The organism is Fusobacterium ulcerans ATCC 49185, from assembly GCF_900683735.1.
GTDB lineage: Bacteria > Fusobacteriota > Fusobacteriia > Fusobacteriales > Fusobacteriaceae > Fusobacterium_A > Fusobacterium_A ulcerans_A.
Genome location: NZ_LR215979.1, coordinates 916282 through 930509, shown reverse-complemented (window position 1 = coordinate 930509; position 14228 = coordinate 916282). Strand labels below are relative to the sequence as shown.

The 14228-nt window shown below is 27.9% G+C and carries 14 protein-coding genes and 2 pseudogenes; 7 read left to right on the top strand and 9 right to left on the bottom strand.

The window, feature by feature from the left end:
• Window positions 1-72 precede the first annotated feature (72 nt).
• The 3 genes from E0E45_RS04260 to E0E45_RS04250 form a co-directional block, all read right to left on the bottom strand.
• Complete coding sequence (locus tag E0E45_RS04260; RefSeq protein WP_130890020.1) at window positions 73-723, bottom strand: tetratricopeptide repeat protein; 651 nt, start codon at window positions 721-723, stop codon at window positions 73-75.
• 112 nt (window positions 724-835) lie between these two features.
• Entirely contained in the window at window positions 836-1609 is a 774-nt protein-coding gene (locus E0E45_RS04255; RefSeq protein WP_130890019.1) for an alpha/beta fold hydrolase, read from the bottom strand.
• Between the two features lie 37 nt (window positions 1610-1646).
• Entirely contained in the window at window positions 1647-2024 is a 378-nt protein-coding gene (locus E0E45_RS04250) for a hypothetical protein (protein WP_130890018.1), read from the bottom strand.
• 335 nt (window positions 2025-2359) lie between these two features.
• On the opposite strand from E0E45_RS04250, the gene E0E45_RS04245 reads away from it, so the two are divergent.
• Window positions 2360-3883 carry a glutathione ABC transporter substrate-binding protein gene (locus E0E45_RS04245; protein WP_130890017.1) on the top strand — a complete coding sequence of 508 codons (1524 nt, stop codon included), beginning with the start codon at window positions 2360-2362 and terminating at the stop codon, window positions 3881-3883.
• 23 nt (window positions 3884-3906) lie between these two features.
• Entirely contained in the window at window positions 3907-4839 is a 933-nt protein-coding gene (locus tag E0E45_RS04240; protein WP_130890016.1) for a sugar-binding transcriptional regulator, read from the top strand.
• 652 nt (window positions 4840-5491) lie between these two features.
• Here the strand turns inward: E0E45_RS04240 and E0E45_RS18000 are convergent.
• Window positions 5492-5626, bottom strand: coding sequence for a hypothetical protein (locus tag E0E45_RS18000; RefSeq protein ID WP_269472029.1), 135 nt, complete (start codon window positions 5624-5626; stop codon window positions 5492-5494).
• Between the two features lie 375 nt (window positions 5627-6001).
• Here E0E45_RS18000 and E0E45_RS04235 point away from each other — a divergent pair, with 375 nt between their 5' ends.
• From E0E45_RS04235 to E0E45_RS04225, 3 genes are all read left to right on the top strand, one after another.
• Window positions 6002-7159: a replication initiator protein A gene (locus E0E45_RS04235; protein ID WP_130890015.1), complete on the top strand. Its 1158-nt coding sequence runs from the start codon at window positions 6002-6004 to the stop codon at window positions 7157-7159.
• Window positions 7160-7227: 68 nt separating this feature from the next.
• The gene (gene dnaB, locus E0E45_RS04230; protein ID WP_130890014.1) at window positions 7228-8529 is read left to right on the top strand and encodes a replicative DNA helicase; all 1302 of its coding nucleotides are present in this window, start codon (window positions 7228-7230) and stop codon (window positions 8527-8529) included.
• A 498-nt stretch (window positions 8530-9027) separates the two neighbouring features.
• Window positions 9028-9609: a sigma-70 family RNA polymerase sigma factor gene (locus E0E45_RS04225; protein ID WP_130890013.1), complete on the top strand. Its 582-nt coding sequence runs from the start codon at window positions 9028-9030 to the stop codon at window positions 9607-9609.
• A gap of 142 nt (window positions 9610-9751) precedes the next feature.
• On the opposite strand, the gene E0E45_RS04220 is transcribed toward E0E45_RS04225, so the two are convergent.
• The 4 genes and pseudogenes from E0E45_RS04220 to E0E45_RS04205 all read right to left on the bottom strand — a co-directional run bounded on the left by E0E45_RS04220 (window position 9752) and on the right by E0E45_RS04205 (window position 11994).
• Window positions 9752-9961 carry an EAL domain-containing protein gene (locus tag E0E45_RS04220; protein ID WP_130890012.1) on the bottom strand — a complete coding sequence of 70 codons (210 nt, stop codon included), beginning with the start codon at window positions 9959-9961 and terminating at the stop codon, window positions 9752-9754.
• Window positions 9962-10056: 95 nt separating this feature from the next.
• Window positions 10057-10392, bottom strand: a pseudogene (locus tag E0E45_RS17820) (HD domain-containing protein); the annotation flags it as partial.
• Window positions 10393-10527: 135 nt separating this feature from the next.
• A complete protein-coding gene (locus tag E0E45_RS04210) occupies window positions 10528-10833 on the bottom strand; it encodes a hypothetical protein (RefSeq protein WP_130890011.1) in 306 nt (101 codons plus the stop codon).
• 9 nt (window positions 10834-10842) lie between these two features.
• Window positions 10843-11994, bottom strand: a complete 1152-nt coding sequence (locus tag E0E45_RS04205; RefSeq protein WP_130890010.1) for a hypothetical protein — start codon at window positions 11992-11994, stop codon at window positions 10843-10845.
• A gap of 217 nt (window positions 11995-12211) precedes the next feature.
• Here E0E45_RS04205 and E0E45_RS04200 point away from each other — a divergent pair, with 217 nt between their 5' ends.
• On the top strand, window positions 12212-12454 hold the full coding sequence (locus E0E45_RS04200) for a transposase zinc-binding domain-containing protein (RefSeq protein WP_130890009.1): 243 nt from the start codon (window positions 12212-12214) through the stop codon (window positions 12452-12454).
• A 15-nt stretch (window positions 12455-12469) separates the two neighbouring features.
• A pseudogene (locus tag E0E45_RS04195) lies at window positions 12470-13420 on the top strand (IS91 family transposase); the annotation flags it as partial.
• A gap of 192 nt (window positions 13421-13612) precedes the next feature.
• On the opposite strand, the gene E0E45_RS04190 reads toward E0E45_RS04195, so the two are convergent.
• On the bottom strand, window positions 13613-14206 hold the full coding sequence (locus E0E45_RS04190; protein ID WP_130890008.1) for an HD domain-containing protein: 594 nt from the start codon (window positions 14204-14206) through the stop codon (window positions 13613-13615).
• Window positions 14207-14228 lie beyond the last annotated feature (22 nt).

The following is a 14228-nucleotide window of genomic DNA, read 5'->3' as shown; positions in this document are numbered from 1 at the left end:
TTTTATTAGTTTAATAAAAAACTACACCTTCATCTTATCTATCCAAGATTCTGAATGTAGTTTTCTTTCAAATTATTTATAGAATAGAATTCTCTCTTTCCAGCTGAGGTTCAATAATTTCTTCTTAAATACTTTTAAATTATCTTTGGCAAAAGTATATCCTTGTTTTTCTGACATCTTATAGTATTTATATGCCAATCTGTATCTTCCCTGCTCCTCATATATTATTGCCAAATTATTTTGTGCAAGATGGTCTCCTCTATCAGCAGCTATCAGATAATATTTCTCTGCCAAATCCTGCTGATCTAAAGTATTGTATAAGTATCCTAATCCGCAATAACCATAATTACTTCCCTGATCTGCTGCCATTTTATAATATTTTTCAGATTCCTTATACTCTTTCTTTTGCTTATAATAATAATACCCTAGTCTTTCCTGAGAAGCAAGATATCCTTGATCTGCTGATAATTTATAATACTTTTCTGAAAGATCATATTTTTCCTGAACTTTATATAAAAGCCCCATATTGTATTGTGCTACTTTGTTTCCTTTATCTGCTAATGGCTTCCATATCTTTTCTGCTGAATCATAATTTTTCATTTCATAATATTCTATTCCTTTTTTGATTTCCTGAGTTTCCTCTTCTTCATTTCCTAAGACTATAAGAGATATATTAAAAAAAATTATTCCTATAACTAACATTAAAAATTTCTTTCCCCTCATTGTATACCCTCCTTAGTTATAAGTTGTTAGTTTTTACTATTTTATCATATTAATACATTTTTTTAATAACTTCTTTCAGTATTTAGTACTATATTAAATCTACATATTATTTTTATTTTAAGATGTTTGCTAATATTTTATTTGTTTCTTCAATATTTTCTAAATTAGAAATATGTCCTGCATTTTTTATTTTCATAACTTTACAATCTTTTATGTAAGTTGCCATTTCTACAGATTCATTGTATGGTCTTGGAATATCATATTCACCAACTAAAAAATATGTTGGTTTATCTATTTCACTTAAGAGATTCAAAGCATTTTCTCTTCCAAAAATTACTCTCCCTAATTTTACTATTCCCTCAATTTTTTCTTCCTGTATTCCCCTTAATTTTTCAACAAAAGTTTTATATAATACTCCTGATTTATCTATTGAAGGGCTAAAAAACATAGGAGCAATCTTTTCTATAAGTACATCAGGAATGTATTTAGCTTTTTCTATTGCATCCAGCATAGAAAAATATACTTCTTTTGTTTCAAGCGATTCTTCACCAACATATGAATCCATAATTATAATTTTATTTATCTTATCTTTATCAAGATTATAAATATAAGGTGCTAACATTCCTCCTACTGAAAGCCCTATATATGAATATTTTTCAATTTTTAGTTCCTTTAAAAATTCAGAAATATCCTTTCCTATTTTATCCAATGAAGAATTTCCAACGATATTTCTAGATTCTCCATGATTTGGAAGATCAATCGCAATACATCTGAAATCCTTTTTTAGTTCTTCAATCTGAGGCCTCCACATTTCTTTATCCCAAAGATAAGAATGAATAAATACAAGAGTTTCCCCTTTTCCTTCATCAATATAAGAAAATTTCATTTTTTTCTCCTTTAATTATAGTTATTTTTTATTTTAATTAAAAACCAAAACTTGTAGATACACTTGAACTCTTTTCTGAAATTTTACTTTTAGTTATACTTTCAGTTTTTGTATTGACTGTATTTGTATTCGTTTCTGTTCTCCTATTTCCACCATTAGAAAGACTTTGAGTACTTACATCAGAAATACTTTGACTGTTTATTTGTGTGTTTGATACCGTATTAATAGTCTCATGTGATTTAGACTTTGTCTTAGTATTTACTTTAGCAACCGGATATTCAATATTATTATTATATAAAAGTGTTGCTATTATTGATTCGTACACTAAATTGCTATTTGATTGAGAAGTATTATTGTTTGTATTAGTACAGCTTATTGTTATTAAACTAATAAAAACTATTATTAGTATTTTCATATTTTCCTCCTTGATAATTCATTTATAACTATATAAAATATTTTTAAATCTATTCTTTTGCAACTTCCACTCCAAATTCTTATATACTATTTTTATTTTTTGCTATAAAATTTCAGTCACTCACTTTCAGTATATAAAATCCAATAAATAATTTCAACTATATTTTTATTTAAAAAAAAATGAATTCCATATTTTCTCCAGTATATGATTTAAATATACAAAATTTCTTTTTTAAAGGGAGGTAGATGGAATTGCTCTATTGCATTTAACAGTTGTTTTTTTTTATGATTGCCTTTATAATATAATAATGAAAATGAAAAAGGAGAGATTTATTTATGTTTAAAAAATTATTTATGATTTTATTAAGTTGTACAATACTTTTTTCTGCATGTTCAGATGATAAAGCAGAAACTTCAGCAAAAGCTGTGAAAGAAAAGCTTATAGTAGCTCAAGATGGAGAACCTAAATCATTAGATGTTCACCAAGGAAATGATGGTTTTTCATTAAGAGCCAACAAACTTATTTATTCAAGGCTGGTGGAATCAGATGGAGATATGAATATTCTGCCTGGATTAGCAGAATCTTGGAAACAAATAGATGATAAAACTATGCAGTTTAAATTAAGAAAAGGAGTAAAATTCCATAATGGCTATGACTTTACTGCTGAAGATGTAAAGTTTTCATTTGATAGAATGGCTAATTCACCTAGAATAGCTTTTGTTCTTCCTCCTATCGAAAAAGTAGAAGTTGTTGATGATTATACTGTAAATATTGTTACTAAGACACCATTTGGACCTTTACTTGCACATCTTTCTCATCCTGCACTAGGAATTGTAAGTAAAAAACTTATTACTGAAGATGAGCAAAGTTTTAAAGATCATCCTGTTGGTACTGGAAGCTATAAATTTAAAGAATGGATACCTGGTGATAGTCTGACTCTTGAAAAAAATGAAGATTATTTTGATAAAAAAAATGGACTTAAATATATAGTATTTAAAAATATTGTAGAAGCTTCTAACAGAACTATTGGATTAGAAACTGGAGAAATAGACATCTCAATTGCTGTAAGCTCTGTAGATGAGAATACTATAAAAAACAATCCTAAATTACAACTTATAACTAAGCCTTCAATCTCTTATTCATATGTTGGAATGAATACTCAAAAAACTCCATTGAATGATGTAAGAGTAAGAAAAGCCATAAACTATGCTGTAGATAAACAAGCTATTGTTGATGTAATTCTTAATGGAAGTGGTAAAATAGCTACTTCTCCTATAGCTCCAGGAGTTTTTGGGTTTACTGATAAAACTAAAAACTATGAATACAATGTGGAAAAAGCTCGTGAATTGATGAAAGAAGCTGGATATGAAAATGGATTTAAAACAAGTATTTTAGTGTTTGGAGGAGAAGCTAATACTCAAACTGCTGAAATACTTCAAGCCTATTTAAAAGAAATCGGCATTGATTTAAGAATAGATGTAGTAGAAGTCAGTGCTTACTGGGATGCCACAGAAAAAGGAAGACACGACCTTTTCCTAGGATCATGGGGAGTAGTAACTGGAGATGCTGACTATGGACTTTATGCAATGTATCATTCATCTGCAAAAGGTGGGGCTGGCAACAGAGATTTCTATGAAAATCCAAAAGTTGATGAACTTTTAGATAAAGCTAAAATGACTACTGATCCTGAAGAAAGAAAAAAACTTTATGAAGAAATTCAATTATTAATAGTGGATGATGCCCCTGATATCATGCTTTACAACAGAATATTAGCTGTTGGTGCTCAAAAAAATATAAAAGGATTAAGTATCCATCCAGTTACTCTTCATGACTTCAGCACTGTCTATATTGAAGACTAATCTGCACAAATTGGAGGAAACAGATGTTAGATGATAATGTAAAAACTCAGAAAATGGTGGAAATAGCTAAAATGTATTATGAAGAAGACCTTACTCAAAATGAGATTGCTAAAAGATTAGGTGTATCTCGTCCTCTTGTGAGCAAGATGCTTGCTGATGCAAAGGAAGCTGGGATAGTTACTATCCAGATACATTCTCCATTTGTAAGTAACGAGTTTCTTATGGAAGAGATTAAGAAAAAATACAGCATTCAGGGGGGAATGGTTATTCCTCAAGCTGATACAGATTACCTTACTGATCAGGTAATATTGAATAATGTAATATCATATATGAATAATAATCTTAAAAAGTATAGGAAATTTGGTCTTGGATGGGGGAAAAATATTGGTGATCTGGTTCAGAAACTTGAAGTTTCAGAAAAAAAGATGGAACTTGAAGGCTATGTATGTCCTTTAGTTGGTAATATTTCCATGCCTACCAGAGATTTTCATTCAAATGAGCTGGTAAGAATATTTTCACAGATGACTTTCCTTAAACCATATTATCTATTTGCACCTGCATTTCTAGCTACTGAGCAGGAAAAAAATCTGTTTATCAATATTGAGAATTACAAAGATATAAAAAGGCTCTGGGAGAAACTGGATGTTGTCATCCTAAGCATAGGAAACCATCCATCAGTGCCTGACCTTGCTACTGCTTCAAGATTTGGAGATAATCTTCAAAAAGGAAAAGCTATTGGTAACATTCTTTCATACTACTATGATATAGATGGAAAATTTATCACTGGGGAGAATGATTTCTCTATAGAAATTCCTTTAAATGATTTGAGAAGAGTGGGTAATGTAATAGGTATATGTTCTTCCAAGACGAGCAGAGATGCTGTAATAGGCGCTTTAAAAACAGGAGTTATAACTCATCTGGTAATAGATGAAAATACTGCCAAGGAAATAATATAAATAACTATTTTAAAATTTACTCATATCAATATATATGAATTTATGGCAGAAATACTTTATAATTATAAGGAAAATAATTCTATAAATAGAACATATAAATATTTATCAAATAAATCTTTCATTACAGATAAATATATAAAATTATTCATCTCATAGTTTGTTAAAATCAAAGTATTTGCTTCATAAAAATTTTAAAAAAAATTAAAAAATAGTATTGACAGAGAAAATAAAATATGATATAAAATTATCAGAATGTCGCCTGCCTAGTGTGCGACCAAGAAATGACTAGGCTTTTTTATTTTTTGGAACAATTAAAAAAGCTACAGATAATTGATTTATCCATAGCTTAACTCTGTTTATCCTCTTACTAAATCAAGAAGATCAATAAATGAAAACACCTTATTTCTTAACAAATACTTTTCCACTTTCACAATTTATCATACCAAATATATCATGAATTAGAATATAAAATGAACCTTTACTGTTAGATTTTTTCTTCTACTCTAAATTAACAAATATAAAACTATCTTTTAATTCTAATATTTTCAATATAAGATTAACCTCTGTTATTCCTTCATTTGCAAAAACTATTCTACCCGTATTATCTTATATCCCATCTCTATTCTATAGCTTCTGCTTTAGAATAGAATCTTTATTTCAGTTCAGTTTTTACTTTTTCAAATCTATATAAGCTTACACTCTCTTCTTCATTTTTATTCAGAGCATTATAAAATTCACTTAAAAACTCTTTAGAATGTGTAGTTATAAATAATTGAACATCTTTCATATCTTTTATTCTACAATAATTCTTTATATACTCCCTCCATTTCTTTTTAAATACAGTATATATTATATCTTTCCATTTTACAATATAAAAGCTATAGTTATTTCTCTCTACATAATTTCCAAAATTTAAAATAAATTCCTATTTTTTTCTTCATTTTTATTTTCTATTGCACAAACTTGCACATTCATACACACCAGTGCACTGTTAAAAAAATGTATTTTACTTTACAATATATATTAAAGATTTTTACATTGTAAAGAAGAAAATAATTTTCCTTTTCACAAATCATCACAATTCGTCACAATTCATCACTGTCAAAAAAATATATTTCAGACTACAATATTTATTGAATACTTTATATAAGGGAGAGTAAAAATGACATTCATAAAAATAACAGACATCAATAAAAATTCATTCTTTAGAATAGAAAAGAAACTTTTTAACAACAGTTGCTATCAAAAAGAAATAAAAAAAGAGAAAAATATAGTAGTTAAAGGGGAAACTAAAATCGTAGAAGTGACAGTTATAAAAGAAAAGCTCAGTGATACTTCTAAAATTCTCTACAGTATATTGTGTGACCTGCTTCCTCAATCAGTAGAAAATGGCTGGTATGATAAAAACCAGAATATCTATATCAGATTTTCAGTAGAAAAATTATCAAAACTTTTAAATAAGAGTGTAGATACTATTGTCAGCTGTAAAAAAGAACTTGAAGCCAATGAACTTATCAAAATAGTTAAAAAGGGGTATGGAAAAGCTGATGTCATATTTTTATGTACTATAAAAAAATCTTTATCAAAAAAAGATAATGTTAATCCAGAATGCTGGAAAAATGATGTGGATATGGATGAAGATATAGAAAACCTCATTGCAGAAGAAAACAGTATTCTCACATTTGCTGAAAATAAAAAAGAAACTTCAAATATTTCTTTAGAAAAAACTACAGCTGGGCTTTTAAAAAACTCTGAAATAAAAAAGGAAATTGTCGAGTCGAAACCCATCGAAAGTTTCGAGTCTATTAAGACTATCTTTATCAAGAAAAGAAAAACTACTAAAAAAGAAAAAAATATTAGTAGTAGTTATGACTTTCTAAAACAAGAAAAATACCCTTTACTAAAAAATATTACTATCACCAATGTTAGCAAATTTATTCCTGATATTAGTGAAAATCAAGTTGATAAAATTTATTCACTTACTGAAAAAGCATTCTCTGCTGGTAAAATAAAAGATTTCAATGCTGTATTTTACAAAGGTCTGAAAAAGGAATGGGAGTTTGCAGAGATAGAAAATATCCCTGATGAACCAGATGAGGAAGAAATCATAAAAAATAATTTTGAAAGATATATAATTATGTTCAAAGCTTGTGACAATTTTTCTTTTGCACTAGAATGCTTTGTTAATTCCATAACTGGCTATGATAATGAGCTTCAGAAAATATATATTCAAAAGTTTCAAGATTTAGAAAAAGAAACTCCTGCTGCTCTCTCATCTGAAAATCAATATTTCAGTTTCTTGAGCATAGCTGGACAGTAACTTATACTAAATTTCAAATATTTTAAAATAAAAAAAACTATAAAATAAATATAAACCAAGGAGATAAAATGAATTTTGAAAATGTAAGAAAAATCCCATACAATGCAGAAGCTGAAAAATCTGTAATAGGGGGCATCTTTTTAAAGCAGAATGTAGTAGAAGAAATAACCTCAATTCTTTTACCAGAAGATTTTTTTAATGCAGAATTGAAAAAAATATATTCTTCTGTACTTCAGCTTCACAATAACAATAAGCCAATAGACCCTATTATTGTCTTAGAAGAGGACAAGAGCATTAAAGAGGATACTTTCTATGATGTAATTGAATCTATACCTACAGCTGCCAATATAACTGAATATGCCCACATAGTGAAGAATAAATCAAAATTGAGAGGTCTGCAGAATACTGCTACCAAAATAATTGAGATGACTTCAGATGATATGATCGTTCCTGATGAGATAATAGATAAAGCTGAAGCTCTTGTATTTGACATATCTAAAAAAAATAAAACCAAAGATGTTCTGTCAATAAAAGAATTATTGGGGGAAGAGTATCAAAGACTAGAGGAAATATACAGAAACGCTGACCTATACAGTGGCATTACTTCTGGATATCCCTCTCTGGATAAAATGATCAGCGGTTTCAATCCTTCTGACCTTATAATTATTGCTGCCAGACCATCTATGGGAAAAACAGCCTTTGCATTGAATACAGCTTTTAATGCTGCTAACGCTGGAAAATCTATATTGATTTTCAGTTTGGAAATGTCCAGTTCTCAAATACTTCAAAGATTACTGTCTATAAAATCAGGGATAGGTATCCAGAAAATCAAAAATGGCTTTTTAAAGGATGATGATTGGAAAAAGCTAGGAAATGCTAGTAATTTTCTTGGAAATTTTCATATTAATATAGCTGATATTCCAAATATTACTGTGATGGAGATGAGGGCAGCTGCTAGAAGGATGAAAGCAGCAGGAAAATTAGATATGATTATTGTTGATTACCTTCAATTAATAAAGGGGAGTAATCTTAGAATTGAAAATAGGCAGCAGGAAATATCTGAGATATCTCGATCACTAAAAGGTTTAGCCAGAGAACTTGATGTCCCTGTGATAGCCTTATCTCAATTATCCCGTGCTGTGGAGCAGAGAGCTGATAGAAGACCTATGCTTTCTGATTTAAGAGATTCTGGGGCTATTGAGCAGGATGCAGACATTGTAGCATTTTTATATAGAGATGGATATTACAATGAAAAAAACGATATCACAAATGGAGATACTGAAATCATAATAGGAAAGCAAAGAAATGGTCCAGTTGGAACTGTGAAATTAAAATTTATTCCAGAGTTGGCAAAATTCATTGAAGTATAATATTGAACTTTTCTAGATAATTGACATCATTTTTTATAAACTTATTATGATTTTTAAAAAAATAAATTTTATTTTATAAAAAATAAAGGATTTTTAATACTTTTTTTAGAATAACCTTAGTAAAATATCAATTAAAACAGGGGAGTTTTTATGAAAGTTCTTTTATTCTTTTTCTTCTGCCTATTTGGAATATCATTATTTTTTGTTGGGCTATGTATTTACTTTTGTGAATTTTTAATGCTTTTTTAATTCTTTAAAACTAAAATTTAGTCCTCTATATTGAATGAATTTTTTCGTTATCATTCAACTATTTTTGTAATACATATTAATTTTCTTTTATTTATTCAAATAATTATAAAGGAAGAAAGTAAAATCGCTGTATAGCCAAACATATACTAATTAAGTTTTAGTATGTGTTTTTTTTATATGCACAGCAATACTCAAATTTTGAAAATCTTTTTAGCATTACCACATAAGTTAAACACAGGAGGAAAAGAAATGGATTACAAAAAAATTAAAGATGCCAAAAATGGTGATGACAAAGCTTTTATTGAAATCTTTCAAAGTTTGAAAAGGATTATACTTTACAGAACTAAAAAGTATTTTTTCTATGGGGGCGACAAGGAAGATGTCATGCAGGAGGCTATGATAGGACTATTTAAGGCAATCAATGCCTATGATGAAAATAAGACTGCCTCTTTCAGAACTTTTGCATTGTTGTGTATCAAACGACATCTTATAACCACCTTGAAAAATTCTAATTCCCGAAAAAATAGAATACTTAATATGGCTATTTCAATTCAAACGGAAAATGAGTCAGAGCCCAATATAACATACACTCATCAGTCTTTTATATTTCATTCCCCAGAAGAACTATGTCTTGGAAAAGAAAAGATGGAATATATAAATAAATATCTGAAAACACATTTGAGTCCAATGGAAAATGAGATTTTTGAATATCTTATTGCAGAAATGACATATATTGAAATAGCTGAAATTACTGGAAGAGATGTCAAATCTGTAGATAACTGTATTCAAAGAATAAAGAAAAAATTAAAAAGTTTTATGATGGATTATTAAAAACAGAGGTCAGGATTTTTTCCTGACCTTTTAAAACATAGATATATTTATTTTTTACAATATAAAATTAAAATATGAACTTTAATTTTTATCCTCACTTTGATCTATTCTTCTAGCTGCAGCCTCTTTAAAAATAATTTTTCTATAAAAATTTATTCTCATATTCCTTAAATGGAATTGGTTTATTAATAAGATATCCTTGTATCCCACATTTCAACTCTCTAAGCAGTTCAAATTGCTCCTTTGTTTCTACTCCTTTCACAATCAGCTGAATATTCATATCATGATATATTCTAACAAATGAAGATATCAGTATTTGTGCTCTCTTGTTATTTATAATATTTTTCTTCAAGCTTCTAACCTATTATGTTGAGAAATATTTTTCAATATAAAAAATACTTTAAATGCTATTTAACAGCATCTAAAGTATTTCTATTCTTTATTTCTTTATTCTTTTATAATTCCTTTGTCAATATACTTTTGTATTTCTGGCATTACAAATTCGTGGAAAAGCTGTGGTGCATACTCAATTATAGGTGACATTCTTTTAAGAACCATTTCTTTTGTAGCACTGAACTTCTTCCATGTATGTCCATCAGAAGTAAGATTCTGTATAAATCCTTGGAATCTATCAAAAGTATTAGCAAACTTTGCTTCTTTAGTTTCCATATTCTCAAATTCAAGCCATAGCTTCATGAACTCTTTTTCCTGCTCTTCTGGAAGCATTCCATATATCTTCTCTGCACTTTCCAGTTCTTTTTTCCATTTCTCCTCTTTTGAAAAAACTGAAAATGCTGGAGTATTTTAAGAATAACAAAATTTACACTATATTATGTATCTTATCACATTTTTTTATTTTGTATTTATATTTTAAGGATATTATATCAGAAAAATGATTAAAATAAATCTTATCTTTTTTTATTTAAATAACTGACTTCTTTGATACACACCATATACTACTAATGCCATACCTAATATCAAAAAGATTTTTCCCATAGCAGAAGAAACTTTAAATTCTTTTATATATCCTTTTATCATATATTCCAAAGCACACAATAAAGGCATAAATATAATCAAGCCTATTGGAAAACTACCTAACAATAATCTTTTTATATCAGTACTGTTTCCAGTAACCATATCAAAAATTATAATAGTAACTAAACATGGAATATAGCCATAACAAAAGAATATCTTAATAAATTCTAATAATTTATTTTTTTTCATCTCCACTCCTTAATTAGCTATTTTTTCTTTATTCTCTTTAAAACCTTCTGCTTGAATTTTTAAGTTGTATCCACCAGTAGTTAATTGAAAGCCGTTATATATTGCTCTACCTTTTTTAATTTTCTTTGTACTCCCAGCCATTTTACCTAAAACTGGATGATAACCTGATATTTTAACATGCTTGAAATTACTTGCTACTCTCAATGATTTAGCAGTATCTCTTAACCCGATGCCTCCAACAACAATTTCAGATAAATAATATCCAGCATGACCTATAGCTCTCTTATCTTCTCCAATAGTATAACTAATTAATTCTCCAAAAGACCACTTTATTGGATTTACTTTCCAATCATCTTTTACTAGTTCTTCATCATCTCCAATATAATCTAAACGAAGAGATTGAATTCCACTAAAAATAGTATTAGCACAATATAAAATTGTCACTCCTATACCTATTGTTGCAGCCATAGTTAAACCCCCAGCTGCTAAAGCAGTTGCTCCAGCAGTTATTCCTATTCCTGCACATATTATTCCTGCTGAAGAAAATAAAAGATTTTCTGTTTGAAATCCTTTTTGTACTTCTCTTTTAGCTTCTTCCTTACTTAATGGAATTAATAACTTTTCTTTTTTATTTGGAAATTTAGCAATAGCTAATAATTCATTTTTTCTTGTTATTATTAAGTTTTCATTATAAAAATTTTCTCTATGTGTAATTACTAATTCAAATCTTCCATTACCTTTATTATCAAATATTTCATAATAATTAGCCACATATCCTATAAAGTTAAATTTATTAACATTTATGTTATCTCTATCCATGCTAGCAATACTAATCTCCACATTCTTAAAAAATGGAGTTTTAATTCTGCTTTCTTTAGATAATCTAGATAATTTTATAGTTTCATCCCCAGGATTAATATCTCCACTAAAAACAAATATCTTATCTTTTACATCTATATGAAAAGAATTAATATTATGTTTATCTATCTTTATAAACTCATTATCCTTTCCAATTTCAGATATTTTAAAATATGTAGCTTGTTTGATTTTTGCTCTTTCTTTTTGTTCAAACATTTTAATATCAGTATTTATCCTGCTATATTCTATAATATCTTCTGCTGGATAAGTATAACTGTTATAGTTTATATCTCGTAATCCCATAAATCAATCCCCTTTACTAAAATAGTTTTAATATTTATATTATATCATATCAATTAACTATTTTAATTACAAAATAAAAATATAAAAGTTATATATTCCTTTATTATGAGATTATTTTATATATAAAAAAAGCTGAGTAACATTTAAAAAAATGTTTTACTCAGCTCTCTTTTTTGTATAATATAGTTACCACCCTAATTATACAAAGGAGACATACATGCAAATCAAACATATTATCTCTAAAATCAATATAACAAATCTTTTAGGTAAAATCAAGAAATATTTTAAAAATGAGCATTTTGAGGATATTAAACAGACTATTCAAAAATTCTTAGCTTGTTCTATTGATAAATCTTTTCTCTCTCTTCAATGCCCTAATTGTCATGATGCGCATAAAATTAAAGTTACTTGTAAATCTAGATTTTGTCCTTCCTGCGGTAAACGTTATTCTGCTCTTTGAACTGAAAAAACTTCCACTTCTCTTATTGATGTTAAACATAGAAGTGTCCTTTTTACTATTCCTGAAGAACTTAGAATGTTTTTCTTCTATGATAGAGATCTTTTAACTAAGCTTGCTTATGCTGTTAATGATGTTTTTAAATATCAATTTCATAACATTAAAGCAAAAAATCAAAGAATTCATAAAATTTCAAAATATTCTTCTAAATACTTTACTAACTCAGATATCATTCATTATGGATTGATTACTGTTATTCACACCTTTGGACGCGATCTTAAATGGAACCCTCATATTCATGCTATTGTTACTTTAGGTGGTTTCAATAAAAACTACCAATTTCTTGAAAAAAAATATTTTCATGTCAATTCCATTGCTGGACAATGGAAAAAAATGGTTATTGATATTGTTAAATCTGGAAATTATGACAAGCCTGAAATTAAAGCTAAAGCTTATGCTGCTGCTAACTACCTTTATCGCAAAAATACAAGATTCTTTTTCAATGTTGCAAAAAATGATTTAAATAATAATATTTATGCAATTAAATATATTGGCAGATATCTAGCAAGAGCTCCTATCGCAGAATATAAAATTATTGATTTTTATGATAATAAGGTTACTTTCTATTATGAAAGTCTTGCTGATGATAAACAAAGAATTGAGCTTACTTTAGATGCAGAAACATTTCTTTCCAAATTAATTATTCACATTCCCCCTAAACATTTCAAAATGATTAGGCGCTTTGGAATCTATTCTAGAAATATTAAATCAGAACTTAAAAACATCATGAAATTCATGAGAAAATATGTCTCTAAATATTCCAATTTTACTTTTTATCAACTTGAAATATGGAAAGCTTTTGGAGTAAATCCTTTTTATTGTTTTAAATGTAATACCAGAATGAAAGTTAAAAAAATATCATATTTTAATATACATACAGGCTCCATTTGCTGGAAAGAATATCGCTAAATAGCTGATTAACAATCAGCTTTTTTGTGCTGTCAATTTTAATCTTATTCAATTAATATATCTAATATGAATACAAAATAATTAACATTTTTTATTTTTTCAACAAACTTATCAAATTATAATTTCCTAAGAAATAAAAAATACTTTAAATGCTATTTAACAGCATCTAAAGTATTTCTATTCTTTATTTCTTTATTCTTTTATAATTCCTTTGTCAATATACTTTTGTATTTCTGGCATTACAAATTCGTGGAAAAGCTGTGGTGCATACTCAACTATAGGTGACATTCTCTTCAGTACCATTTCTTTTGTAGCATTGAATTTCTTCCATGTGTGCCCATCTGAAGTAAGATTTTGTATAAATCCCTGAAATCTATCAAAAGTATTAGCAAATTTTGCTTCTTTTGTTTCCATATTCTCAAATTCAAGCCATAGCTTCATGAACTCTTTTTCCTGCTCTTCTGGAAGCATTCCATATATCTTCTCTGCACTTTCAAGTTCTGTTCGCCATTTCTCCTGTTTGTTGTAATTCGAAAACGCAGGAGTATCTCCTGCATATACTTCAACAATGTCATGTATAAGTATCAATTTTAAGACTTTTTCCATATCTATTTCTTCCAGATTAGAATATTCCTTCAAAGTCATTGCACACAATGCCATATGCCAGCTATGTTCAGCATCATTTTCTCTTCTATTTAAATCTCCCAGTACAATAGATTGTCTTAAAATACTTTTTACCTTGTCTATTTCTATTAAAAATTGTATCTGATTTGCTAATTTCTCCATTTCTTCCCTCATTTTCTTCAAT

Excerpts from the sequence above, each read along its gene's own strand:
- dnaB (WP_130890014.1), top strand. The coding sequence starts at position 7,228 with ATGAATTTTGAAAATGTAAGAAAAATCCCATACAATGCAGAAGCTGAA.
- E0E45_RS04235 (WP_130890015.1), top strand. The coding sequence starts at position 6,002 with ATGACATTCATAAAAATAACAGACATCAATAAAAATTCATTCTTTAGA.
- E0E45_RS04225 (WP_130890013.1), top strand. The coding sequence starts at position 9,028 with ATGGATTACAAAAAAATTAAAGATGCCAAAAATGGTGATGACAAAGCT.
- E0E45_RS04250 (WP_130890018.1), bottom strand. The coding sequence starts at position 2,024 with ATGAAAATACTAATAATAGTTTTTATTAGTTTAATAACAATAAGCTGT.
- E0E45_RS04205 (WP_130890010.1), bottom strand. The coding sequence starts at position 11,994 with ATGGGATTACGAGATATAAACTATAACAGTTATACTTATCCAGCAGAA.
- E0E45_RS04200 (WP_130890009.1), top strand. The coding sequence starts at position 12,212 with ATGCAAATCAAACATATTATCTCTAAAATCAATATAACAAATCTTTTA.
- E0E45_RS04255 (WP_130890019.1), bottom strand. The coding sequence starts at position 1,609 with ATGAAATTTTCTTATATTGATGAAGGAAAAGGGGAAACTCTTGTATTT.
- E0E45_RS18000 (WP_269472029.1), bottom strand. The coding sequence starts at position 5,626 with ATGAAAGATGTTCAATTATTTATAACTACACATTCTAAAGAGTTTTTA.
- E0E45_RS04190 (WP_130890008.1), bottom strand. The coding sequence starts at position 14,206 with ATGGAGAAATTAGCAAATCAGATACAATTTTTAATAGAAATAGACAAG.
- E0E45_RS04240 (WP_130890016.1), top strand. The coding sequence starts at position 3,907 with ATGTTAGATGATAATGTAAAAACTCAGAAAATGGTGGAAATAGCTAAA.
- E0E45_RS04260 (WP_130890020.1), bottom strand. The coding sequence starts at position 723 with ATGAGGGGAAAGAAATTTTTAATGTTAGTTATAGGAATAATTTTTTTT.
- E0E45_RS04245 (WP_130890017.1), top strand. The coding sequence starts at position 2,360 with ATGTTTAAAAAATTATTTATGATTTTATTAAGTTGTACAATACTTTTT.
- E0E45_RS04210 (WP_130890011.1), bottom strand. The coding sequence starts at position 10,833 with ATGAAAAAAAATAAATTATTAGAATTTATTAAGATATTCTTTTGTTAT.